Source organism: Pauljensenia sp. UMB6358 (assembly GCF_030216865.1).
Lineage (GTDB): Bacteria > Actinomycetota > Actinomycetes > Actinomycetales > Actinomycetaceae > Pauljensenia > Pauljensenia turicensis_A.
This window is the reverse complement of the sequence record NZ_JASOMS010000001.1, coordinates 40283-61472: the sequence shown is the minus strand read 5'-3', so window position 1 is coordinate 61472 and position 21190 is coordinate 40283. Positions and strand designations below refer to the sequence as shown.

General features: G+C 56.3%; 24 protein-coding genes. 1 reads left to right on the top strand and 23 read right to left on the bottom strand.

What is annotated here, in order from left to right; all coding sequences use genetic code 11:
- Nucleotides 1–40: 40 nt before the first annotated feature.
- The 13 genes from QP381_RS00315 to rpsB form a co-directional block, all read right to left on the bottom strand.
- The gene (locus QP381_RS00315) at nt 41–487 is read right to left on the bottom strand and encodes a hypothetical protein (RefSeq protein WP_006681159.1); all 447 of its coding nucleotides are present in this window, start codon (nt 485–487) and stop codon (nt 41–43) included.
- Between the two features lie 103 nt (nt 488–590).
- Nucleotides 591–1085 (bottom strand): hypothetical protein, encoded by a 495-nt coding sequence (locus QP381_RS00310; protein WP_285067336.1) that lies wholly within the window; start codon nt 1083–1085, stop codon nt 591–593.
- A gap of 17 nt (nt 1086–1102) precedes the next feature.
- The gene (gene ispG / locus QP381_RS00305; protein WP_006681161.1) at nt 1103–2278 is read right to left on the bottom strand and encodes a flavodoxin-dependent (E)-4-hydroxy-3-methylbut-2-enyl-diphosphate synthase; all 1176 of its coding nucleotides are present in this window, start codon (nt 2276–2278) and stop codon (nt 1103–1105) included.
- A gap of 226 nt (nt 2279–2504) precedes the next feature.
- Nucleotides 2505–3554, bottom strand: a complete 1050-nt coding sequence (locus QP381_RS00300) for a threonine aldolase family protein (protein ID WP_285067335.1) — start codon at nt 3552–3554, stop codon at nt 2505–2507.
- Nucleotides 3555–3566: 12 nt separating this feature from the next.
- Complete coding sequence (locus tag QP381_RS00295; protein WP_285067333.1) at nt 3567–4805, bottom strand: M50 family metallopeptidase; 1239 nt, start codon at nt 4803–4805, stop codon at nt 3567–3569.
- On the bottom strand, nt 4802–6016 hold the full coding sequence (dxr, locus tag QP381_RS00290) for a 1-deoxy-D-xylulose-5-phosphate reductoisomerase (protein ID WP_219585177.1): 1215 nt from the start codon (nt 6014–6016) through the stop codon (nt 4802–4804). The genes QP381_RS00295 and dxr overlap by 4 nt, the downstream gene beginning before the upstream one ends.
- A 15-nt stretch (nt 6017–6031) precedes the next feature.
- On the bottom strand, nt 6032–6583 hold the full coding sequence (locus QP381_RS00285) for a DivIVA domain-containing protein (RefSeq protein WP_101627854.1): 552 nt from the start codon (nt 6581–6583) through the stop codon (nt 6032–6034).
- Nucleotides 6580–7827 (bottom strand): 23S rRNA (adenine(2503)-C(2))-methyltransferase RlmN, encoded by a 1248-nt coding sequence (gene rlmN / locus QP381_RS00280; protein WP_285067331.1) that lies wholly within the window; start codon nt 7825–7827, stop codon nt 6580–6582. The genes QP381_RS00285 and rlmN overlap by 4 nt, the downstream gene beginning before the upstream one ends.
- An 8-nt stretch (nt 7828–7835) precedes the next feature.
- Nucleotides 7836–8726 carry a phosphatidate cytidylyltransferase gene (locus QP381_RS00275; RefSeq protein ID WP_103631876.1) on the bottom strand — a complete coding sequence of 297 codons (891 nt, stop codon included), beginning with the start codon at nt 8724–8726 and terminating at the stop codon, nt 7836–7838.
- Nucleotides 8723–9280: a ribosome recycling factor gene (frr, locus tag QP381_RS00270; protein WP_006681168.1), complete on the bottom strand. Its 558-nt coding sequence runs from the start codon at nt 9278–9280 to the stop codon at nt 8723–8725. Before frr ends, QP381_RS00275 begins: the two co-directional genes overlap by 4 nt.
- A gap of 18 nt (nt 9281–9298) precedes the next feature.
- A complete protein-coding gene (gene pyrH / locus QP381_RS00265) occupies nt 9299–10015 on the bottom strand; it encodes a UMP kinase (RefSeq protein WP_219585178.1) in 717 nt (238 codons plus the stop codon).
- Between the two features lie 90 nt (nt 10016–10105).
- Nucleotides 10106–10933, bottom strand: coding sequence for a translation elongation factor Ts (gene tsf, locus QP381_RS00260; RefSeq protein ID WP_006681170.1), 828 nt, complete (start codon nt 10931–10933; stop codon nt 10106–10108).
- A gap of 33 nt (nt 10934–10966) precedes the next feature.
- Nucleotides 10967–11794 (bottom strand): 30S ribosomal protein S2, encoded by an 828-nt coding sequence (rpsB, locus tag QP381_RS00255; RefSeq protein WP_006681171.1) that lies wholly within the window; start codon nt 11792–11794, stop codon nt 10967–10969.
- Nucleotides 11795–12143: 349 nt separating this feature from the next.
- Here rpsB and QP381_RS00250 point away from each other — a divergent pair, with 349 nt between their 5' ends.
- Nucleotides 12144–12665: a M23 family metallopeptidase gene (locus tag QP381_RS00250; protein ID WP_006681172.1), complete on the top strand. Its 522-nt coding sequence runs from the start codon at nt 12144–12146 to the stop codon at nt 12663–12665.
- 45 nt (nt 12666–12710) lie between these two features.
- Here the strand turns inward: QP381_RS00250 and QP381_RS00245 are convergent, their stop codons facing one another.
- The 10 genes from QP381_RS00245 to rimM all read right to left on the bottom strand — a co-directional run bounded on the left by QP381_RS00245 (nt 12711) and on the right by rimM (nt 21077).
- Nucleotides 12711–13625 (bottom strand): tyrosine recombinase XerC, encoded by a 915-nt coding sequence (locus QP381_RS00245; RefSeq protein ID WP_040318557.1) that lies wholly within the window; start codon nt 13623–13625, stop codon nt 12711–12713.
- Nucleotides 13626–13635: 10 nt separating this feature from the next.
- Entirely contained in the window at nt 13636–14790 is a 1155-nt protein-coding gene (dprA, locus tag QP381_RS00240; protein WP_006681174.1) for a DNA-processing protein DprA, read from the bottom strand.
- Nucleotides 14774–16333, bottom strand: a complete 1560-nt coding sequence (locus QP381_RS00235) for a YifB family Mg chelatase-like AAA ATPase (RefSeq protein WP_006681175.1) — start codon at nt 16331–16333, stop codon at nt 14774–14776. The genes dprA and QP381_RS00235 overlap by 17 nt, the downstream gene beginning before the upstream one ends.
- The gene (locus QP381_RS00230) at nt 16330–16740 is read right to left on the bottom strand and encodes a YraN family protein (RefSeq protein ID WP_006681176.1); all 411 of its coding nucleotides are present in this window, start codon (nt 16738–16740) and stop codon (nt 16330–16332) included. Before QP381_RS00230 ends, QP381_RS00235 begins: the two co-directional genes overlap by 4 nt.
- 111 nt (nt 16741–16851) lie before the next feature.
- Nucleotides 16852–17148 carry a DUF2469 domain-containing protein gene (locus tag QP381_RS00225; protein ID WP_006681177.1) on the bottom strand — a complete coding sequence of 99 codons (297 nt, stop codon included), beginning with the start codon at nt 17146–17148 and terminating at the stop codon, nt 16852–16854.
- 35 nt (nt 17149–17183) lie between these two features.
- Nucleotides 17184–17867: a ribonuclease HII gene (locus tag QP381_RS00220; protein ID WP_179369707.1), complete on the bottom strand. Its 684-nt coding sequence runs from the start codon at nt 17865–17867 to the stop codon at nt 17184–17186.
- Nucleotides 17857–18564 (bottom strand): signal peptidase I, encoded by a 708-nt coding sequence (gene lepB, locus QP381_RS00215; protein ID WP_006681179.1) that lies wholly within the window; start codon nt 18562–18564, stop codon nt 17857–17859. Before lepB ends, QP381_RS00220 begins: the two co-directional genes overlap by 11 nt.
- A 107-nt stretch (nt 18565–18671) precedes the next feature.
- On the bottom strand, nt 18672–19028 hold the full coding sequence (gene rplS, locus QP381_RS00210) for a 50S ribosomal protein L19 (RefSeq protein WP_006681180.1): 357 nt from the start codon (nt 19026–19028) through the stop codon (nt 18672–18674).
- A gap of 181 nt (nt 19029–19209) precedes the next feature.
- Complete coding sequence (trmD, locus tag QP381_RS00205) at nt 19210–20553, bottom strand: tRNA (guanosine(37)-N1)-methyltransferase TrmD (protein WP_285067325.1); 1344 nt, start codon at nt 20551–20553, stop codon at nt 19210–19212.
- Nucleotides 20553–21077, bottom strand: coding sequence for a ribosome maturation factor RimM (gene rimM / locus QP381_RS00200; protein WP_006681182.1), 525 nt, complete (start codon nt 21075–21077; stop codon nt 20553–20555). The genes trmD and rimM overlap by 1 nt, the downstream gene beginning before the upstream one ends.
- Between the last annotated feature and the right edge of the window lie 113 nt (nt 21078–21190).

Genomic DNA, 21190 nt, shown 5'->3' with positions numbered 1-21190 from the left:
ATCGACGAGGCCGAGCTCCTCTTTTCTCACACATTGACGTTCAGGCTCTCACGCCCACGAAGCGCCTAGCCGTACGAGCATTGAGTTCTTTTTCGGCGACTTTAGGGTGTGTTCGGTAATAGTGCTCTGCTCGCCAGCCGGGGTACATCCATGTTGGCAGGCTCTGTCCACACATAATCCAGACAGCGATCAAGGGAACCAATGCAAAAAGGAAGATGACAATAGTGCGTTCGAACAGTGTCTCGTGGCCGATGATGGTCTGAGCACTGTAGGCACCGACTGCGATCCACAGGCACCCAACAACGGGCACAGCCGGCCAAATGATCGCTTGGATCTGAGGAATAACTGGAGTGGGGCTATACGGGAACAATCGTTCCATGGCAACGACGCGTGTACGACGAGTGAGACCAGCCCATACCCAGCACCAGCCAACAATGATGGTAAGGCCAGTTACTACGAGCATTGCTACGCCAGCCCACGGCGCCATATGTCCTCCTTTGGACCAGCCCGTCTAGCACAAACGATTTTGGCGAGCCACGACGGTTTCTCTAGTGTAACCGTCGAACGCGCCACGCGTCTGATTCAGAACGTTAGATGGACTCAGCTGCCTTACGGATGTCGCGAAGCATCATCATCGCCCCGTAGGTTTCAAGGGAAAGCAATCCGTAGAGCTTTGCCTTGTCAAGGTTGGTTCCGTCGCTGGTGTGACGTTCGCGCATATGGAGCATCGTGCGACCATTACCCAAGTCGAGCAGGGCAAGAACGCACGTTCCCATCTGATCGATTTCTTCACCCTCGGTTCCAGGCTTGGGAGCATTCAGGATGATGCACGATTCTTCCTCTTTAGCCTTTAGCAAGGATTCGTCTTCAAGAGCAGCTTCGATGATCGACCAGACAGTAGAAGCCGGAGCGTTAATTCGAACTGCTCGATCAACCTGAACGTCAGCGCGGGGCACAAGAAGATCACCGGGAAGTGAAATCAAGGCTTCTGAAGCGGTCAGACCCAGACGTTTCAGGAAACCGGTGGCGTACAGTGAGGCGCCGGTTGCAAGCAGTCCCAGACCGAAGGCACGTGATTTTTTCATTCTTTCAAGTCCTTTTCTTAGCGACCGACGGGAATAACTTCGACTTGACCATCCCCCTCAGTCAGACCCATTTCTTCAGCTAGCGCGTGTGCGCGAGCAATCAGAGTTTCAACGATCTGATCTTCGGGAACGGTGTCAACAACTTCACCGCGAATGAAGATCTGGCCCTTGCCGTTGCCCGACGCGACACCAAGGTCGGCTTCGCGAGCTTCACCAGGTCCGTTAACGACGCACCCCATGACGGCAACACGCAACGGAACGGTCAATTCCTTGAGACCTTCGGTGACGTTTTCTGCCAAGGTCCACACGTCAACTTGCGCGCGGCCACATGACGGGCATGAAACGATTTCAAGAGTGCGATCACGAAGCCCCATGTATTCAAGAAGCTTGGTGCCAACCTTGACTTCCTCGACCGGAGGCGCAGACAAGGACACGCGGATCGTGTCACCAATGCCTTCTGAAAGAAGAACCGAGAATGCGGACACCGACTTGATGGTGCCTTGGAATGCGGGACCGGCTTCGGTCACACCGAGGTGCAGTGGCCAGTCGCCCTTTTCCGACAGCTGGCGGTATGCCTCAACCATGGTGAGAACATCATGGTGCTTCACGGAGATCTTGAAGTCGTGGAAGTCATTTTCTTCGAACAGTGACGCTTCCCAGACTGCCGATTCAACGAGGGCCTCGGGAGTCGCCTTGCCGTACTTCTTCAGCAGACGAGGATCCAGCGAACCAGCATTCACGCCAATGCGCAAAGAAACACCGGCGTCGGATGCCGCCTTACAGATTTCTTTCACCTGGTCGTCGAACTTGCGGATGTTACCGGGGTTCACGCGGACAGCTCCACAGCCCGCATCAATGGCTGCAAACACGTACTTCGGGTTGAAGTGAATATCCGCGATAACGGGGATACGCGATTGCTGTGCGATGATCGCAAGCGCCTCAGCGTCCTTATCCGTCGGGCATGCGACACGAACGATGTCGCACCCTGCTGCGGTGAGCTCTGCAATCTGCTGCAAAGTTGCACCGATGTCGTGGGTTTTCGTTGTGGTCATCGACTGGACAGAAACGGGGGCGCCACCACCAACGCGAACATCTCCAACCATGATCGACCGCGTCTTCTTACGCGGGAACGGAGACGTCTTTACTGCGGGGATGCCTAAAGATATTTCACTCACGCGCTCATTATCTCCCACTTCGGCTGTTTCTTCTTAGCGCAAAGGTGTGGGAAAGGTTAATGAAGATATGTCACTGTCACCATTTAGTCTCTGCATTTCACTCAATGGACGCGAATTCAAGGGAGAAACATGGAAACCCGCGCTTTCACTTCACACCGGGCATCCGTTATCGGTGTTGGTACAAGGTAACTCGGAACTGACTGGGGTGATGTGAGTCCTCAAGCAGCTAAGGAGCTACTGGAGGTTAACACGCAGACGAGGTCGCAATCCACTGAAGGAGGGCAGCCTCGTCTTCATCTGTGGTGGACCACGAAATGACGAAACGAACCGCCACCGTGTCGGCGACCGGCGCCCATTTTTCGATAGCAAAACGCTCGCGCGCGTCCTCAGCCATTTCAAGCGGGAGAATCGGGAAGAGCTGGTTCGTCGGAGAATCCACCAGCATCTCAAAACCGGCGTCTTTGAATGCCTGTTCGATCCGCTGAGCGCGCTGGGTAGCCTCGCGCGTAATGCGCAGGTACAGACCGTCGGCGAACATCGTGCGGAACTGCGAGCCCAGGATCCAGCCCTTCGACGCCAGTCCGCCGTGGATCTTCATCATCGCACGCAGTGAGTAGTCAGCCTTTGACGCGTCGGGCAAGACGAGGGCTTCACCCATCATCATTCCGCACTTGGCGCCACCAATGGAGAACGCATCGGTCAGCGTTGCCAGGTCAGCGAAGGTCACGTCATTTGCTGACGACCCCATCGCATATCCCAAACGCGCGCCATCAACATAAAGGCCAACGCCGAAGGAATGACAGATCTCAGAAATCGCAGTCAGTCGTTCGAGCGAATACAACGTTCCAAGCTCCGTGGGCTGGGAAATATAAACCAGACCCGGCGCAGTCACATGCTCACGCACACCGCCGTCGCGCCATTCAAGAAGAGTCGCTTCGAGCTCACTTGGGTCCATCAGGCCATCATGCGAAGGAATCGTATGAACACGGTGCCCAGAATTTTCAATCGCACCGGCTTCGTGGGTAGCAATATGACCGTCAGCGGTGGCGATCACTGACTGCCACGGGCGCAAAAACAGGTCGATCGCAAGATCGTTAATCAGGGTTCCACCGGCCATGAAACGGACTGCTCCACCGGGAATACCGCACTGGTCGAGGATCAGCTTTTCAGCTTCATCGCAGATCGCATCCATTCCATAACCGGGGAACTTCTGCATTCCAAACGCCGTCAAATCGGCAAGAATCTGCGGGTGAGCAGTCGCGGAATAGTCGTTCGTAAAAACAGCCTTGGCCATTTCAACTCCAGTTCAACGCAATGAAAGCGGATCAACAATGTCAGCGATAACAAGCACGATGCTCATCACCGCCAATAATGCTCCCACAACCCAGGTCAGCGGTAATAATCGGGCGGTATCGACCGGGCCAGGATTCTGTTTTCCTCCCATGCGCGCCACTCCTCCGCGCACGCCTTCGTAGAGCGCACCAATGATGTGCCCACCATCGAGAGGCGGCAGAGGAATCAGATTGAAAACCGCCAACGCCATATTCAGCGAGGCCATCAGACTCAAAAGGAACGCAATCTGAGAACGCACATCCGCGACGCCACTGCCCGCAGAATCGCTGGTCACCTCACCAGCAATTCGTGACACTCCAACAATCGAAATCAAGCCTGACGAATCGCGTTCACTTCCCGTCACCATCGACATCGTAACGTTCCACAGGGACTGTGGAATCTTCGTAATTGCACCCACCGTTCCCGTGAACATGTAGCGATATTCCTTGGCCGCATCCCACATCGAGGCCGCCGTATATTCATATCCGGCAGTCACGCCCACCACGTACGTGCCGTCATCCATCTTGCGCGGATATAACGAGGCCTCATGAAGGTCGCCATCGCGTTCAAATGTCACCTGAAGAGGCTGTCCATTGGACGAGGCAATGGAGTCTCTAAAGGCAGACCAGTCATTCAAGTTCCGGCCATCAAGCGCGATGAGAGTGTCGCCCCCGGTCAGACCGGCCTTGTACGCCGGAGACGCAACGGTACCCGCATTCGTCTGAATTGTCGCAGACACATCCGCAAGCGTTAACGAGGCAGTGCGGAAACCAATGCCGACCATCGCAATAACGAGGAAAAGGAACGCAAGCAAGAAATTCATCGCGGGTCCAGCCGCCATAACAATTGCTTTCTTCCACCACGTCAGACACCAGAATGCACGGTGTGCACACCCTTCGGGCATTTCTTGGGCACTCTGGTGGCGCGCTTCTTCAGCAAGATCCCGCTGTCCCTTCGAATTCAGCGTGCGACGACCCGGCTTGGCAGGGGCGAACATGCCGAGGATACGCACGTAACCACCCAGCGGAATCGCGCGAAAAACAACCAACGTGCCTTTGACTTCACGCGACACAATCTTCGGACCAAAACCGATCGCATATTCACTGACGACCGCGCCGAATTTCTTCGCCGGAACAAGGTGGCCAAGCTCGTGAAGACCAACGGTGATGATAAAGCCGACGACAACGGCAAAGATCCCCGCCAGGTAGCTCATGAAGATCTACTCACCAGCGCATTCGCCTGCGCGCGCGCCCATTCTTCGACCCCAAGAATGTCATCCAACGTCGGGTCTGCAATACCATCGTGAGACTCAACAACCTTTGTCAAAGAATCGACAATGCCCAGCCACGGTAGTTTCTTGGCTAAAAACGCATCGACGAACACTTCATTCGCAGCGTTGTACACCGCTGCGTGCGTCGGTGACGAGGCCACCGCATGACGCGCAAGATTGATGGCAGGGAAGGTATCGCTATCGACCGGTTCAAAGGTCCAACTCTGCGCATCGGCCCACGTCAGAGGCTTTTCCACGTCGTGCAGGCGCTCGGGCCATGTCAAGCCCAGGGCGATGGGCAGACGCATGTCGGGTGGCGAAGCCTGAAGCGTTGTTGCACCGTCAATCCACGTCACCATTGAGTGCACGATCGACTGCGGGTGAACAGTCGTCACAATGTGCTCGGGAGCCACATCAAACAGCAGGTGAGCCTCAATCAGCTCCAGCCCCTTGTTGACCAGCGTCGAGGAATTGATCGTGACAACCGGACCCATGTTCCACGTCGGGTGAGCAAGAGCAGCTTCCGGAGTGATATCAGCAAGTTCAGCGCGCTTCTTACCCCTAAACGGGCCACCTGATGCCGTCAGAACAAGATCGGCCACCTCAGTGTGGCCGGTGACCACTGGTGAAGTGAGGCCGGCCTCGTGAACTCCACTGGCCAACGCCTGAGCGATAGCCGAATGCTCGGAGTCGACAGGCACAATCTGACCCGGACGCACACAGGCGCTACGCACCACATGGCCACCCACAACCAACGATTCCTTATTCGCCAAAGCTAGCGTCGCACCGGACTTCAAAGCAGCCAGCGTGGGAAGCAGACCCACTCCCCCGGTGATACCGTTCAGGACAACTCCGTCAGGAACAAGTGAAGCCACCTGAGTTGCCCCGTCCGGCCCTTCGATAATCTGCGGGTGCGCAGACGAATCAATGGTATGAATCGCGTCGCGTAGCTCGCCACCAACACGGCGATCCACACTGACGACAGGAACATCGAACTCAACCACCTGGCGCGCAAGACGCTCAATATTGCCGCCGCCAGCAGCAAGACCTCGGATATCGAAACGCAACGGATTCGCGCGAACGATATCCAACGCTTGAGTACCAATCGAACCGGTCGACCCCAGCAGGACAATCGGCTGACGCGAAGAAGTCACGATTCGCCCTCCCAATCAGGAAACAGCCAGAAGAATCTCTACGGCGCGCCCAAGATAGGCGTCAACCGTTCCTTCCGTGTAGCCCTTCTTGCCACGAGCAGGCTGGAAAACAGCAAGACGAACGTCATCGACGCTCATCTCAGTGCCCTCGTCAAAATAGGCGGCCAAACGATCCAGCAGATCATCAACCTGAGCCGCGTCATATCCACGACCGGATTCCGGGTGTGAGAAACGCTCGCCCCGAGGACGCATCAGGCGGTCGTACAGCGTCGTTGCGCGCTCGGCAACCTTCTCGAACCATGCGGCCTCGCCGTTAACAGCAATATGATCCGCACGATCGCGCTGAACAAAGGCCGCTTCAAGACGGCTCATCGCGGAATCAACAGCATCAATCGCGTAGCCACGACGCTTCAATGGGAACGTCGCCTGGCGAACCTGCTGTGCAGAGAACTGCTCTGCCGGCAAGCCACCTTCATACGCCTGGCGCGCGTCCGCAAAGAAAGCGTCCACACGCTCAGTCGCATAGCCGTGACGCCAGAAGCTCACTCGTGGGAAAGAGTCACTCATCGAGTCTCCTGAATTGAAGTGGAATCTGAATTGATAGACCGACGCTTCGCATTCGCTTCCTTCACCGCTGTTGCGAGCTGACCGCACGCACCATCAATGTCAGAACCGCGAGTATCGCGAATCGTCGTTGAAATCCCATTGTTGCGCAGAGTAGCGACAAATGTGTCCTGAGCACGCCGAGTAGACGCAGTCCAGATTGTGCCGGGAGTCGGATTCAACGGAATTGGGTTCACATGAGCCCACCCGTGACCGCGCTTATTGAGCTCATCAGCAAGCAATTGGGCACGGTATTCCTGATCGTTCATATCCTTGATCAGCGCGTACTCAATCGACACGCGACGACCCGTCGCAACAAAGTATCGGCGAGCAGCATCAAGCAACTCCCCCACCTTCCAGCGCGAGTTAATCGGAATCAACTCGTCGCGAAGGTCATCATCGGGAGCATGCAACGAAACTGCCAACGTCACAGGCATGCCTTCTTTCGCCAGCTTGTCGATCGCGGGAACCAAACCCACCGTCGACACAGTGACGTTTCGAGCTGAAAGTCCAAAGCCTTCTGGGCTGGGATCAATCAGGCGGCGCAGAGTATTCACGACCGTGCGGTAGTTAGCAAGCGGTTCGCCCATACCCATAAACACAACGTTAGAGAGGTGCGTCGGCCCGCCGGGAAGCTCGCCATCCCGACACGCAATCTGCGCTTGGCGCACCTGATCGACAATTTCGCCCGTCGACAGGTTACGAGTCAGCCCCATCTGGCCGGTCGCGCAGAACGGACACGCCATGCCACATCCTGCCTGCGAAGAAATACACAAGGTCGTGCGCTGCGGGTAACGCATCAGCACGGATTCAACGCGCGCCCCATCGAAAAGCTCCCAAAGGTGCTTAATCGTCATCCCGCCATCCGCGTGTTGCGCGACGACTTGGCGAACCAGTTCAGGCAACAGACCTTCACAAATTGCATCGTGCATCGATGCGGGAATATCACTCATCTTCGCCGGATCGGCTTCGAAGTGATCAAAATAATGTCGAGAAAGCTGGTCAGCACGGAAACCGGGAAGACCCAGATCCTTCAGGACCTGCTTACGTCCTTTTGCATCCACGTCAGCGAGGTGAGCAGGTGCCTTGCCAGGTTTAGCTGGCGCGAAAGAAATCACCGGCTTCGCATCGGCTGACGTTGCTCCTTCTGGGGGCTGGTCAGTCGGACGCACTTCACGCCGACGCTGTTTTTCGAATTCGAGGCTCATAGGATTCCTTACAGCGTCCAGGTGAAGATCATAAACATAAGCGGTGCAACCATCAGCAAAGCATCAACGCGGTCAAGGACACCGCCATGCCCCGGCAGAATTTGCGACATATCCTTCAGACCGGTTTCACGCTTGATTAACGATTCAGTGAGATCACCGAGCGTGCCGACAACACACGCAACAACGCCGGCAAGGAGGCCGAATGCCCAGTGGCCACCAAGTGCCCAGAAAGCAAGTCCACCAAGTGCGACAGAAGCAATTGTCGAGCCGATGAAGCCTTCCCAGGACTTCTTGGGTGATAGACGAGGCGCCATCGGATGTTTGCCGAATAGAACGCCTGCGACCCAGCCACCGGTATCGGATGCGACGACTAAGCCAACGTAGGTGAGAACCACCCATGGGTTACCGAACTGGCGCATCATCAGCACAACGAACGAGGCAAGGAAAGGAACATACAGCGCGACAAAGACCGATGCAATGACGTCGTTAATCCGCCCCTTGGGGTTCGGATCCAAGATTCGCCACGCAACAACAGCGAAAATGGTTGCGTACAGGGCAAAGAGGAGCGCTTCTGCGCCAAGAGACCATGCGCACGTGACCATGCCGATAGCTCCCGCATACAGCGGAGCCATCGTCAGCTTTGTTTCTAGGTGGGCGAATGCGCCACCTAACTCATATAAACCCGCCAGCGACGCCAGCACAATGAACAGTGTCAAAAGTGGCGGTACATAAAACAAGCAGATACCGACGAAAAGAATCAAAACAACGGCAGTAGATACTGCTGCTGGAAGATTACGTCCTGCCTTCCCGGTGGCTGCCAGTGGTTCCTTCACCTTCGTTGGTTGCGGAGAGAAAAACTTCGCAACCAACGAAGGGGAAGAATGATCAGAGGCGCTCACAGCGTCAGGAGCTCAGCTTCCTTGGATGCAAGAAGCTTGTCAACCTGTTCGACCTGCTTCTTCGTCAGCGATTCGAGGCTTTTTTCTGCACGATCGACCTCGTCTTCGCCGGCTTCGCCGTCTTTCTTCAGCTTATCGAGCTGTTCCTTTGCCTTACGACGAACGTTACGAACTGCGACGCGAGCATCTTCGGCCTTGGTCTTTGCCAGCTTCACGTATTCCTTACGACGTTCTTCAGTCAAGGCAGGAAGAACAACGCGGACAACGTTGCCATCATCGGTCGGGTTCACACCCAGATCAGATTCACGCAGGGCCTTCAAGATCTCATTCGTGGCAGTGCGATCGAACGGGGAGATCAACACGGTACGAGCTTCAGGAATCTGGAAAGAAGCGAGCTGTTGCATCGGCGTGGGTGCACCGTAGTAGTCGACAAGAATCTGCTCGAACATCGCGGCGTTTGCGCGACCGGTGCGGATATTGCCAAATTCGTGGCGTGCGGATTCAACCGCACGGTCCATCTTTTCCTCGGTTTCAAGGAGGATGTCGTCAATCATTCGTGACTCCTATGTTGATCAGTCTTGCGCAGTCACAAGAGTACCGATTGTCTCACCCATCAGGGCAGCAGTCACATTGCCTGCTTCAGACATTCCGAAAACTCGTGTCTGTAAACCATTATCACGGCAAAGTGCCAAAGCTGTTGCATCCATGACCTTGAGTTCCTGAGAAAGGGCATCCGAGTACGTCAGGAATTCAAGACGCTTCGCGTCCGGGTTCAGGCGCGGATCGTCATCGTACACACCATCCACGCCGTTCTTAGCAACAAGAAGCTCGTCGCAGTGGGTTTCAAGAGCACGCTGAGCTGAAACCGTGTCCGTCGAGAAGAACGGCATACCGGCACCCGCACCGAAGATAACAACGCGCCCCTTTTCCATATGGCGAATAGCGCGCAACGGAATGTAGGGTTCACCAACCTGGGTCATCGTAATTGCGGATTGAACACGCGCAGGAACACCGGCTTGTTCGATGAAGTCTTGAAGCGCAAGGGCGTTCATCACGGTACCGAGCATGCCCATGTAGTCGGCGCGGGAACGATCCATTCCTGCTTTAGCTAGCTGTGCACCGCGGAAGAAGTTACCGCCACCAACGACGACTGCGACTTCAATGCCTCGACGGACAGCAATAGCAATCTGCCGAGCAATATCGCGAACGACAGTGGGGTCAAGACCAACGGCGCCACCGCCGAAAGCTTCACCAGACAGTTTAAGAAGGACCCTACGAGTATGAGGCATGCGCGTTTCTCCTGTTCACGCGGTAAGAAGCATTAGTACACAGGATAGCCGAATGGCCCCGCCCATTTGGGCGGGGCCATTCATGCGTTATCAGGCTCCGACGTGAACGCGAACGAACTCGGTCACCTTTGCGCCGGCCTCGGCAAGAACCTTGCCGACCGACTTAGAGGGATCGCGAGCGAACGCCTGGTCCACGAGGCAGTTGTCCTTGAAGTAGGCTTCCATGCGACCTTCGACGATCTTGCCGACGATGTGCTCGGGCTTGCCTTCTTCGAGCGTGATCTTCGTGAGAGTCTCGCGCTCCTTCTCGAGGACGTCAGCAGGAACGGCATCGCGATCAAGGTATGCCGGCATGTAAGCGGCAATGTGCATTGCGATGTCGTGAGCAACTGAAGCGCCAGCTGCGTCGGTGACGACGAAGACGCCAACCTGCGGGGGGAGGTCGGGGCTGGTCTGGTGCAGGTACAGGTCAACGTTCTCGCCCTCGACGCGCACAACGCGACGGATTTCGAGCTTTTCGCCGATAACTGCTGCCATGGAATTGAGCTTGTCCTGAACGGTCTCGTCACCCATGGGGGATGCGAGGAGAGACTCAAGATTGGATGCGCCCGAAGCAACGGCTGCTGCGAGAACCTCGTTTGCGAAGTCAATGAACTTCTGGTTCTTTGCAACGAAGTCGGTTTCGGAGTTGACCTCGACGAGGACGCCAACGCCATCGTCAACCTGAGCGACCAGAAGGCCGGCGGATGCCTGACGATCTTCGCGCTTGGAGAGCGACTTCAGCCCCTTCAGGCGGATGATTTCGAGAGCCTTTTCAGCATCGCCATCAGCCTCGGTCAGAGCCTTCTTCACGTCCATCATGCCTGCGCCGGTCTGCTCACGCAGAGCCTTGACGTCAGCAGCGGTGAAATTCGCCATTGATGTCTCTTTCTACTTTGAAGTTGGTAAAGATCAGTTCTCGGCGGGGGCTTCGGTAGCCGGAGCTTCTTCAGCCTTGGCTTCGCCCTTGTCGCCTTCGAGGAGTTCGCGTTCCCACTCGGCGAGCGGTTCTGCAACGGTTTCTGCCGAGTCAGCGGACTTGCGGGTTTCGGAACGAGCGAGGAGGCCCTCTGCGACTGCGTCTGCGATCACGCGGGTGAGCAGTGCAACTGCGCGGATGGCATCGTCGTTACCGGGGATGCGGTAGTCGACCTCGTCCGGATCAGCGTTGGTGTCGAGAATGGCGACGATCGGGATGTTGAGCTTGCGAGCTTCGGAAACCGCGAGGTGTTCCTTCTTCGGGTCAACGATCCAGATGGCGGACGGGGTCTTGGCCATGTCGCGGATGCCACCGAGTGTGCGAGCCAGCTTGTCCTTCTCACGACGCATCATGAGGAGTTCCTTCTTGGTGCGGCCGGATGCGGCGACATCGTCGAAGTCGATCTGCTCGAGTTCCTTGAGGCGCTGGAGACGCTTGGAAACGGTGGAGAAGTTGGTGAGCATGCCACCGAGCCAGCGGTGGTTTACGTACGGCATGCCAACGCGGGTTGCCTGCTCTGCGACGGCTTCCTGCGCCTGCTTCTTGGTGCCAACGAAGAGGATGGTGCCACCGTGTGCGACGGTCTGCTTCACGAAATCGTAAGCAATGTCGATGTCAGCAATGGTCTGCTGAAGATCGATGATGTAGATGCCGTTGCGTTCGGTGAGGATGAAACGCTTCATCTTCGGGTTCCAGCGGCGGGTCTGGTGACCGAAGTGGACACCGGACTCGAGGAGCTGACGCATGGTTACGACTGCCATTGAATCGTCCTTCCCCGCAAAACTGCGGGATCATGAGGGTTTTCACCCTCGGTTTCAGTTACGTGCTGTGCGCGGGTACGCAAGCCCTGGTGCCATGACTTAAGTTCACCTCGAAAGGACCTGGAACTTATGCCCACCGCGGAAGACCGCTGACGTGAAAATGGCACGCGAAGTCACCTGCAAGCAGGTGCTCAAATAGCTTATCTCATATGCCCTCATACTCCCTATTTCGCTTGATGTGACCCTCGTCGCCAGACTTTATCCACAGGTGCCTCACCCGATCGCGGAGTATCCACAATAAGCAATCACTCCATTCGCCCTTTGACCCGCGATCAACGACATTGAGTGCATGTTTCTTCGCAATGACCGTTATGCACATCTTCCTTTGACGATCCTTGCCGCCTTGGCTCTGTTTTCTTGCCTATTGACGAGGCCGGCCAACGCATCCGTCTGGCAACACTGGCAGTGGCCGACCGGGAATGCGGCAAGCGTGACCAGGGGTTTTGATCCTCCGGCGTTACGGTGGCTTTCAGGTCATCGCGGAGTCGATCTGAAGGTCGATGTTGGCGCTACGATCTATGCCCCGGCTGACGGGATTGTAGAAGTGGCCGGCGAGGTTGCCGGCAAGGGGGTTGTCTCGTTGTCCCATGGCCCGGTTCGTTCAACATATGAGCCCGTCGATGCTCTTGTGAGCGTTGGAGACCACGTCAGTGCGGGGGCTCCCATAGCAACCCTCAGACCCGGGCATGAGCCAGCAGGCGGTCTGCACTGGGGTGCCAAAACCTCAAGGGATCACTACGTTAATCCCCTACGGTTCTTAGTTGGCGATCTTGCCCTGAAACCCTGGGATGGGAGTAAAGTGCGCGGGTAGCCTCGTCAATCGTAGGCGGGGCGAAGCTGGAGGGCAGACGAAGAGTTAAGCGCGCGGGTGTGCCTGAGCATAGATAGCGGACAATCGTTTTGAATCAACGTGCGTGTATCGCTGGGTGGTCTGTAAAGAAGAGTGGCCGAGGATCTCTTGAACGCTACGCAAATCTGCTCCCCCTTCAAGCAAGTGCGTCGCCATCGTGTGCCGTAGAGCGTGTGGCGCAAGATCTGGGACCCCAGCTCGGGCAGCTTCGCGATGGAACATGGAGCGGACAACTCGAACATCGATCCGCTTGCCCTGGTCACCAATGAACAGAGCATTCCCAGAATCAGAATTGCTCAGTTGCGGACGACCGCGAACCGTCCACGTCTGTACGGCTTCGAGGGCAAGATCGGTCAGCGGAACAACGCGTTCTTTGTTTCCCTTACCCAAAACACGTCCGGTGTGGCCCGAATAATCGATGCTTGTCACATTCAACCCAACGAGTTCTGAGATACGCATTCCCGACGCATAGATCAGTTCAAGGATCGCCCAGTTCCGCAGATCTGTCGCATCGCCTGAACGGGCGTGGGCACGCGCATACTCCATCAGGGTCGTCGCATCATTCGATGTCAGAACCTGAGGAAGGCGTTGATCTACGCGAGCAGACGCAAGCGATGCAGAAGGATCATGAGCCAACACGTCATGGTCAATCGCCCACCGACAAAAGTTTCGTACGGCAGCGGTCTTACGTGACAGGGTCGAACGTGATGCACCCTGCTCACTCAGTTTCGCTAACCACAGGCGAAGACGGCGCGTTGTCAAGCGAGCGTCTAGTTGCTCGCTCGTTGGATTCGGGTCAACGCCGATGAACTCAAAACATCCAGCAACATCAACCGAATATGCCGTGATCGTATGGTCAGACAGCCGACGCGCATGGGTCAGGAATGATACCCATGCGTCGAAGATGCCTAACTCACTCATGCCTTCATTATCAGCACCGAGCTCCACCTTTGCGAGCCCAACCGCGGGAGTTAGAACGCACGTACCCGTCAAGCTCCAGTTCCGCGAGCGCCCGCAACGTTTCCTGTTCGCTCATGCCAGCGTTTGCGGCGATGGTGGAAAGTGTTGAGAGGTTGCGTATGGGAAGGGCTTCCCATGCCCTGCGCGCGTGGGGTGAGAGTGCATTGACTCCCTGATCTGGGCAGACGGGTTCACCGAAGAGTATGCCTTGGAGTTGCGTGTGCAGGGGGTCGATCATTTCGTGGATGTCGGATGCGTTTCTGATGAGCGTGGCACCGTTGCGAATGAGCTCGTGGCATCCCGTTGAGGATTGCGAGGTGATGGGTCCGGGGACTGCTCCTACGGGTTTGCCTAGTGTCATTGCTCGTCTGGCTGTTGCGAGGGCACCGGATCTGGATGACGCTTCGATGACAATGGTGGCATCCCCCCAAGCGGCTAACATTCTGTTTCGTCCAAGGAAGCGCCATTTTGCGGGTCTGAAGCTTGGTGGTACTTCTGAGACGATGGCTCCTGACGATTCGACGATCGTTTCGAAGTCGCGGGTATGAGAGACGGGATAGGGGTTTGCTACTCCCCCGGCAAGGATGGCGATTGTCTGTCCGTTTGCTGCGAGTGTTCCCCTGTGGGCGGCGATGTCGATGCCGAATGCTCCGCCGGAGAGGATGGTATCGCCTCTGTCGGCAAGGTCGGATGCGATGTCGAAAGCGTTCCTTGTTCCGAGGTTTGTTGTTGCTCTCGCTCCGACGATGGTGACTGAACGTGTGTGTGGGAGCGTGCCCACGACCCATAGGCCAAGTGGTGTTGATTCTTGAAGGATGGTGAGTTCTTTGGGGAAGGATGGGTCTTCTTGGCTGATGAAGCGTCCGCCTAGGGCGTGGATTGCCTCAAGTTCTTGGTTGAGGTTGTTGCGTAGTGCACGTGGTTTGAAGCGTTTCCAGGCGTCTTCGAGTGTTTTTCGATGCTGTGACAGTGGTGGTGGGAGTGGGCCGGGAGAATCGGCGCATACCCATTCGACTGATTCAATGAGTCCAAGGTGAAGTCGTAGAGCGTGGGCATGGGCGTCTTCGGGTTCTTGGATGCATGTCCACCATGCCCAGGCGAGGTCGCGTTCATTGATAGAAGGCATCGAGTGCTCCTGAGTTTCTCAGTTGTAGTGCCTGCGCAAGGTCGGTGTCGTTGGGTGTGGATCGTTCGGCTAGGTCGGCGAGGGTCCACATGAGGCGTAAGACGCGATCGGCGCCTCTCATGGACAGAATTCCTCTGTCGACGCCTTGATCGATGCGGTCAATGTATGTGCGTGCTATGCCCGAGTGCTGTCGCACCCAGGGGCCGGGAAGCTGACAGTTGAGGGTCCATCCTGTTCCTTCTAGGCGTGTGCGTGCCCTGTCGCGTGCGGCGAGTACTCTTTCGGCTACTTCTTTGGATGTGCGTCGTTTGCTGGCGTTGAGCTGCGCGCGGGTGGGAGCATGCATTGCGATCGTGATATCAATGCGGTCAAGCAAGGGCCCTGATAGTCGTGTGATGTACCTGCGTTTTTGGATGGATGCGCATCGACAGGGGCGAGCTTTGGTTCCACCACCGCACGGGCAGGGGTTTGAGGCGAGGATCAGTTGAAATCTGGCGGGATAGGTGGCTTGTCCTTTGGCTCGATGGATCGTGATGACGCCTTCTTCGAGTGGCTGGCGCAGAGCGTCGAGGACCGAGGGGATGAATTCGGTTGCCTCGTCAAGGAACAGAACTCCCCCGTGTGCCAGTGATGCTGCACCCGGCATCGCAATCCCACTACCGCCACCAATCAGGGCCGGCATTGTGACGCTGTGGTGAGGGGATTGGAAGGGTGGGGTGCGCATCAGGGTTGCGTGGTCTTCGAGGCGGCCTGCGATGGAATGAAGTGCGGATGTCATCAGGGCCGTTTGATCATCCATCGGCGGCAAAATCGTTGGCATACGTGATGCGAGCATTGACTTTCCGGAGCCAGCTTCACCGATGAGCAACACGTGATGGCCTCCCGCGGCAGCCACCTCTAACGCGTCAACAGCTCCGTCTTGACCTCGTACATCTGCTAAATCTGAAACCGCGGTGATGCTTTCTGTCAGTCTCTCAGTCGGCAGAGCGTGGAGAATCGGGATAGGTGTTTTCGGACGTAGAGCATCTCCCCCAGCCCAGGTAACAAGATCAGCTAAGTGGTCGAAACCAATGACATCAATACCGTGGACAAGACGAGCTTCTAAGACACATGTTGCGGGAACGATGACACGTTGAATCCCGAGTTTCTTCGCCGACAAGACCGCGGGAAGAATTCCTCGGATTGATTGGATACTGCCGTCAAGAGCTAGTTCTCCTAATAGAGCAGCGCCTACGAATGCCTGTCTTTTCAGTGAGCCCGCAGCTTGAAGCACTGCGATGGCGATCGCAAGATCAAACCCTGAACCAGACTTTGGAAGACCCGCCGGTGACAGGTTCACGGTGATATGAGAGTCCATCACTTCCAAGTTGCAGGACTGCAACGCCGAGCGAACCCGGTCTTTCGCTTCACGCAAAGACGCGTCCGGCAGGCCAACCAGAGTGAACTTGACCAGTCCGCGCCCCACATGTGCTTCAACGCGCACCCGATGGCCTTCTATGCCCACAAGTCCAATTGAATCAATGTGTGCAAGCGAGGCGTTCATGCGATGCCTCGAATCCATTCGATGCGCGCACCGTAGTCACGTAAGTCCGCATCTGGACCAGACTCTTCAACGACTACGCGCATTGCCGGATCGACAGTGATCGCAACAATGTCAACGCGCAAGTGCCCACGGCACTCATGCGATCGCACCCAAGCAACCGACAGCGAACGTAGTTGCCTGACCTTTCGATCATCAACTGATTCGAGCGCACTCCCCTTTGCGTTCCCAAAGCGGGTTCTGACTTCGATGACAATCGTGTTCGAGCCGTCCGTCGCAATGATGTCGAGCTCGCCTGCCCTGCCGTTGCGCCAATTTCGATCAACAACCTGCAGACCACCTTCGCTGATGAAGCGCGTCGCAGTGACCTCGCCTAGCATTCCGAGTCGACGGCGAAAATCGTTTCCCATACTGACCTCCGCACCAAGCGTCGGTCAGGAATACACAGAAAGAAAGTCAGCGAAAGCGAAATTGTGGATAAGTAGCACCCACCTGAAATTGTGGATAACCCGCCGAAGGGGTCAGAGGTTCAGCTCTGGCTTGGTCAATTCTTCGACGTTCACGTCTTTGTAGGTGATGACCTGGACAGAACGCACGAAACGCGAGGAACGGTAAATGTCCCACACCCACGCGTCAGTCAGCGTGAGTTCAAAGAAAATATCCCCACCAACTGGACGGGCTTGAACATCGACCTGATTGCAGAGGTAGAAACGACGTTCGGTTTCGACCACGTACTTAAATAAGCCAATGACATCCCTGTACTCGCGGAAAAGCTCAAGTTCCAGAGAGTTTTCGTAGCTTTCGATGTCTTCACTCACGGTTCAATCATGCCTAACAAATTGTTCCTGACCCTTCAGGCGCGCTCGGCGCGCCCAGTGCCGGGAAGGTTCCACGAACGGCGATGAAGAGGAGAAACCCCCAGTCGCCTAAGAGCGTCAATGTGTTTTGCCGAAGAATAGCCTTTGTTCGAGGCCCAGTCGTATCCCGGATCTTCCACCGTTTTCATCCATTCGTCACGTCTGACCTTCGCGACAACGGATGCGCCGGCCACGACCGAGCATGATGCGTCAGCCTTGACGCGAGTGACAACGTGTGGCACCTCAATGTCCGGGTAGGGTGCGTCATCAATCGGAGAAAACAAATCGTCGGATCGCGTCAGCCAATTATGCGCCCCATCAAGCAGAACAATCACGCGTGCGCCATTGGGAATATCCAACTGTTGCAGAGCACGCATACCAGCCAAACGCAGGCCAACAATGATTCCGTGGGCGTCGACTTCATCATTCGAAGCAAAACCCACACCAACAGACTTCGCCCACCGGCACACCAGAGGCTCCAAGGCGACGCGTCTTTTTTCGCTTAACAGTTTCGAGTCGCGAAGCCCCGCTGGTTGAGGGGCCTCGTCCCCCGTGACAAGGCATGCCCCCACGACAACGGGCCCTGCAATTGCACCACGCCCCACCTCGTCCATTCCAATGACAACGTCATAGCGGGTAAGGAGCTCACGTTCGACATCGCGCGTCGCATCACTGGGCATCGGGAATACCAGCAAAAACGTCGCGACGATTCAGGCCTGCCTTCCAATGCGACGTCGGCCAAATAACTGCGCTCACGGTGCCAACAACCGCGTCTTCGGGAACGTAAGGTGTTTCACCAGAACCCATGTGGTAGCGAGAATCCGCTGAATTACCACGGTTATCACCCATGACCCAAAGCGTGCCCTGGGGAACCGTAATATCGAAAGAAATGTCAGAGGGAAGCTGACCGTCAGCAATGTAGGGTTCGTCCACGGGCACACCATTCACTGCAACCTTGCCTTCGGCCGTACAACAGGTGACGTGATCACCGCCCACACCGATCACGCGTTTCACAAGTGTTTTATCTGAACCACCGGGAAGAAAACCAACAAATTTACCGACAGCATTGGCAAAAGAATCGTCGGTTGAAAGATTCGACGGGAGCCAGTCCAACTGATCGTGAAAAACAACCACGTCACCGCGCTCAATATTTCCCGTGTGTGCCGCGATACGTGAGACTGCGATACGGTCGTTTTCCACCAGGGTGTCGCGCATGGACGCGGAGGGAATCCAAAACACTTGGACGATAAAAATGCGGAGCAGAGTGAAGATCACGAACGCCGCGACCACGATCAGGGCAAGTTCACGAATCCAAGCAAAAAAGCCACCTGAACCGGTATCCCCATCAGAATCGATGGCGTAATCACTGTCAGTCACTCGTAATCCTTCACTTTTCAGAGGAGATGCCAACACCGGTTGGCATACGAACACGCAAGCCCGGCGCCCCGAAGGGCACCGGGCACACAGCGGTCATGCTCAGAGTTTCACTCTGCGCTGCCCGAGCGGTGTTCCTTAATCTTGGCAGCCTTGCCGTGACGCTCACGCAGGTAGTAGAGCTTTGCACGACGGACGTCACCCTTGGTGACGACCTCAAGGCGGTCGATCGTCGGTGCATGCAGCGGGAACGTACGCTCCACACCAACACCGAAGGAGACCTTGCGGACGGTGAACGTCTCAGAGACGCCGTGACCGCGACGGGCAATAACAACACCCTGGAAGACCTGGATACGGGAACGGCTACCTTCAATAACCTTCACGTGAACCTTGACGGTGTCACCGGCGCGGAACGAAGGAAGATCGGAACGAAGGGAAGCGGCGTCGACTGCGTCCAGCTTCTGCATGTTTACTCCTTGACACTTCTGCCGCAGGTCAGTTGCGTCGAATACGGCAGGCGGGGCCTGCGCTTTCTTCAACGGGCATTCATGTGAGTGTCCCCCTGCGGCAGGTTGCACTCGAATGCACCGTGTTCAAGTGTGCCACATTCGTCAGGCGGTGCCCACTGTCTACGAGGTACGAATATGTCTATCGAACGGTGAGATTCCGCACGAGGACAACGTCTACGTTCATTACTCCCCCGACGTTGAACGTGCGACGTGCCTTCTTTTTGAAGCCGTGCTTCTTGTAGAACTTTTGAGCGCGAAGGTTACCGGTGTGTGTTGCTAAAACTAAGCGCGGGGCTGCATTGGAAGCTTCAACGTCCGCCACTGCTGCTTCAAGTAGAGCGCCCGCCAGACCACTTCCACGCCACGTAGCATCCGTGTAGCACTTGGACAGGTAGGCGTCCGACGCTTCGATACGTCCGGGGCGCACCATGCCTTTTTCAATCGCGTCTTCACCGATGATCGACAGGGTGTATCCGCCCAGTTCACCGCCGATTTCAGCGACCAGCACGCGGTATCGTTCCGGCTGAGCGATGAATCGAGCACATGCTTCAGGCGATAGCTGGTCGCCGATAAACGCTGCGATTGCTTCATCAGAAAGGACGTCGGGACAGGCGTCCGGGAACGTACGCGCCGCAAGTGCGGCAAGAGCGTCGGCATCGTGTGCCTGAGCCACTCGAATCGAAACCGTATGATGCCCGCTAGGGGTGACGAGGTGCCCGCAGGCAGCAAGAAACTCTTTGTCAGCTGAATCGAGATCCCCGTACTGCAACTGAGCAATCAAATCCGGCCTGCGCTCGACTGTCCGCTTCAGCGACAGGTCGCGTCGCCAGCGTTCGATCCGCCCGTGATCGCCACTGAGAAGAACGTCAGGCACCTCGATATCACGCCACGAACGAGGCTTCGTGTACGTCGGGTACTCCAACAGACCGTTCTCATGGGACTCTTCCTCGAGCGACTGAGGGTTCCCCATAAAACCGTCGAGTAGACGCGTCACCGCTTCCACAAGCACGAGCGCCGCCACTTCCCCACCGTTCAACACGTAGTCGCCGATCGAGTACTCAAGAACCTCGACACCTAACGCGCGGTAGTGATCGGCGACGCGCTGATCAATCCCTTCGTATCGTCCGCAGGCGATCATCAGCTGATCGACGTTAGTCAGGTTGCGTGCGGTTGCCTGCGTCAACGGGATACCGGACGGTGTTGGGATCGCAAGAACACGACGTTGCGCAACGTCCTGGTCTTGCCCAGCAGAGCACTCAGCAATGACCTCGTCGAGAGCCTCTCCCCACACGGTCGGCATCATCACCATGCCCGCGCCACCGCCGTACGGGGTGTCGTCAACTGTGCGGTGTGCGTCGTGCGTCCAATCACGCAGATCGTGGACATGCACATCGACGAGGCCAGTCTCGTGTGCCTTGCCCAGCAGAGACAGATTTACGGGCGCGAAGTACTCGGGGAAAATCGAGAAAAGGTCGATCCTCATCAGTTGGAATTCCTATCCGATGCATCGACATAGTCATCATCAAACAAGCCGGGAGGCGGAGTCAGAGTAACGCGCTTATTCTCAACGTCAACCTCGGGGACAAGCTCTTCAACGAAAGGCACCATGACTGTTGCTCCACTGACGGGCTTGACCAGAAGAAGATCCTGAGCCATTCCAAACTGCAGGCCAGTCACTGTTCCCAGTGTTGCGCCATCGGGCATCACAGCTACGCACCCCTTCAGTTGATGCGGATACCATGCGTCTTCTTCTTCAGTTTCTTCGACCAGAAGCTTCTTGCCACGCAGAGCCTCTACCTGTTCGCGGGTTGACAGTTCCTCGAAGCCAACAAGCAGGCGATCCTTGTGCATACGCGCACTGCGAACCGTCAGTTCCATTTCAGGCTCGCCCAGTACACCGAAGACAAAGCCGGGTGCCCAGATCTCAGGATCGTCGGAACGTACTTCCACCATTGCTTCACCACGAAGGCCATGAGCTGGCCCGATGATGCCTGCGGTCATCTGCATAGTGTGTCCTTCATCCTTCAGTTGTGTACACCGAGAAGTGACGTATTGGCTTCTAGTATCCCACGGTCAGCGAATCGGTCTGCATTCCGTTGACCGCTCATATCGTGGGAGAA

Excerpts from the sequence above, each read along its gene's own strand:
- QP381_RS00315 (WP_006681159.1), bottom strand. The coding sequence starts at position 487 with ATGGCGCCGTGGGCTGGCGTAGCAATGCTCGTAGTAACTGGCCTTACC.
- QP381_RS00310 (WP_285067336.1), bottom strand. The coding sequence starts at position 1,085 with ATGAAAAAATCACGTGCCTTCGGTCTGGGACTGCTTGCAACCGGCGCC.
- QP381_RS00300 (WP_285067335.1), bottom strand. The coding sequence starts at position 3,554 with ATGGCCAAGGCTGTTTTTACGAACGACTATTCCGCGACTGCTCACCCG.
- QP381_RS00295 (WP_285067333.1), bottom strand. The coding sequence starts at position 4,805 with ATGAGCTACCTGGCGGGGATCTTTGCCGTTGTCGTCGGCTTTATCATC.
- QP381_RS00285 (WP_101627854.1), bottom strand. The coding sequence starts at position 6,583 with ATGAGTGACTCTTTCCCACGAGTGAGCTTCTGGCGTCACGGCTATGCG.
- rlmN (WP_285067331.1), bottom strand. The coding sequence starts at position 7,827 with ATGAGCCTCGAATTCGAAAAACAGCGTCGGCGTGAAGTGCGTCCGACT.
- frr (WP_006681168.1), bottom strand. The coding sequence starts at position 9,280 with ATGATTGACGACATCCTCCTTGAAACCGAGGAAAAGATGGACCGTGCG.
- pyrH (WP_219585178.1), bottom strand. The coding sequence starts at position 10,015 with ATGCCTCATACTCGTAGGGTCCTTCTTAAACTGTCTGGTGAAGCTTTC.
- tsf (WP_006681170.1), bottom strand. The coding sequence starts at position 10,933 with ATGGCGAATTTCACCGCTGCTGACGTCAAGGCTCTGCGTGAGCAGACC.
- rpsB (WP_006681171.1), bottom strand. The coding sequence starts at position 11,794 with ATGGCAGTCGTAACCATGCGTCAGCTCCTCGAGTCCGGTGTCCACTTC.
- QP381_RS00250 (WP_006681172.1), top strand. The coding sequence starts at position 12,144 with ATGTTTCTTCGCAATGACCGTTATGCACATCTTCCTTTGACGATCCTT.
- QP381_RS00245 (WP_040318557.1), bottom strand. The coding sequence starts at position 13,625 with ATGAGTGAGTTAGGCATCTTCGACGCATGGGTATCATTCCTGACCCAT.
- dprA (WP_006681174.1), bottom strand. The coding sequence starts at position 14,790 with ATGCCTTCTATCAATGAACGCGACCTCGCCTGGGCATGGTGGACATGC.
- QP381_RS00235 (WP_006681175.1), bottom strand. The coding sequence starts at position 16,333 with ATGAACGCCTCGCTTGCACACATTGATTCAATTGGACTTGTGGGCATA.
- QP381_RS00230 (WP_006681176.1), bottom strand. The coding sequence starts at position 16,740 with ATGGGAAACGATTTTCGCCGTCGACTCGGAATGCTAGGCGAGGTCACT.
- QP381_RS00220 (WP_179369707.1), bottom strand. The coding sequence starts at position 17,867 with ATGCCCAGTGATGCGACGCGCGATGTCGAACGTGAGCTCCTTACCCGC.
- rplS (WP_006681180.1), bottom strand. The coding sequence starts at position 19,028 with ATGCAGAAGCTGGACGCAGTCGACGCCGCTTCCCTTCGTTCCGATCTT.
- trmD (WP_285067325.1), bottom strand. The coding sequence starts at position 20,553 with ATGAGGATCGACCTTTTCTCGATTTTCCCCGAGTACTTCGCGCCCGTA.
- rimM (WP_006681182.1), bottom strand. The coding sequence starts at position 21,077 with ATGCAGATGACCGCAGGCATCATCGGGCCAGCTCATGGCCTTCGTGGT.